Below are 1,068 nucleotides of genomic sequence, written 5' to 3'. Positions count from 1 at the left end.
CTTGAGGCGTTTGTTATTTTGCTTTTACCCAACGCTCTTCTAGCTTAAAGGTATGATTGTCGAAATCGATTGTACCTCGCACACCTAATGGTGTGACGAGCATCGGATGCGTATGACAACTATCAAAACCATAAAATATAGGTACATTTTTATCCGCTAATACTTCGATTAAAACGTCCAGAGGTGTTCTCCCTGTACCTCTGTTGTCAAATAACTCATGCTTCCCCAAAATGATCGCACTCACCCGCTCAAAAACGTCACAAGCTGCGAGATGTGCAAAAGAACGTTCGACATTTTCGATACCTTTCAGAGAATCCTCTATAAGTAAAATATCGCCAACTTCAATCTCTGGCATGTATCGACTGCCCCAGATCCCAGCCATGGTGTTGAGGTTCCCGCCAATAATTCTGCCTGTCACTTTGCCTTTACCGATAAACTGCCATTCATTCGGATAAACGGGCTTAGCTGAATGCTGAGTTTCCCAATCGTGCTTAATATCTGTCCATGACGTGGGCATAGTGTATTGATATTGATTCGTCTCTGAACACAACAGATCGATAAACGAATGAAAGGTTTCATCAACCAATGGAGGATACTCACCAAACGAAGCGACTAAGGCTGGGCCATAAAATGTGATGAGTCCTGTTTGAGCATAGATCCCGAGCAATAAAGCTGTGACATCTGAATAACCAATGATGATCTTTGGATCGTTTCTTAAGGCTTCATAATCAATATAAGGCAACAGTGAATTGCTATTACTGCCTCCAATAGTAGACATGATGCAACGGACATTCGGATCCCGAATAAGTTGATTCAACTCTTCAGCACGCTCTCGAATCGAGCCTGAGCGGTAATAATCAGATTTTCCCGTAAGCGAACCTTCAACTAACTCAAATCCCTGAGCCTTAAGGTAAGCTTTTGCTCTTTGAAATCGATTTGGAGCAAAAGCTGTAGCCGGTGAAGATGGTGAGAAAAAACCAATTTTGTCTCCAATACTTAAAGCTTTGGCATATAACACTTACCGCTATCCTCCATAATTTGAATAAGCAAAATAACGCCCGCCTAAGG

The 1,068-nt window shown here is 42.1% G+C and carries 1 protein-coding gene; it reads right to left on the bottom strand.

Annotated elements, in window-relative coordinates:
* Positions 1–13: 13 nt before the first annotated feature.
* The gene (locus GOU96_RS17735; protein ID WP_267783255.1) at positions 14–1,018 is read right to left on the bottom strand and encodes a S66 family peptidase; all 1,005 of its coding nucleotides are present in this window, start codon (positions 1,016–1,018) and stop codon (positions 14–16) included.
* Positions 1,019–1,068 lie beyond the last annotated feature (50 nt).

The organism is Vibrio sp. R-1 (assembly GCF_035615595.1).
Taxonomy (GTDB): domain Bacteria; phylum Pseudomonadota; class Gammaproteobacteria; order Enterobacterales; family Vibrionaceae; genus Vibrio; species Vibrio cholerae.
Note: the sequence above shows the minus strand (reverse complement) of the source record. Positions and strands in the feature narration are given on the sequence as shown.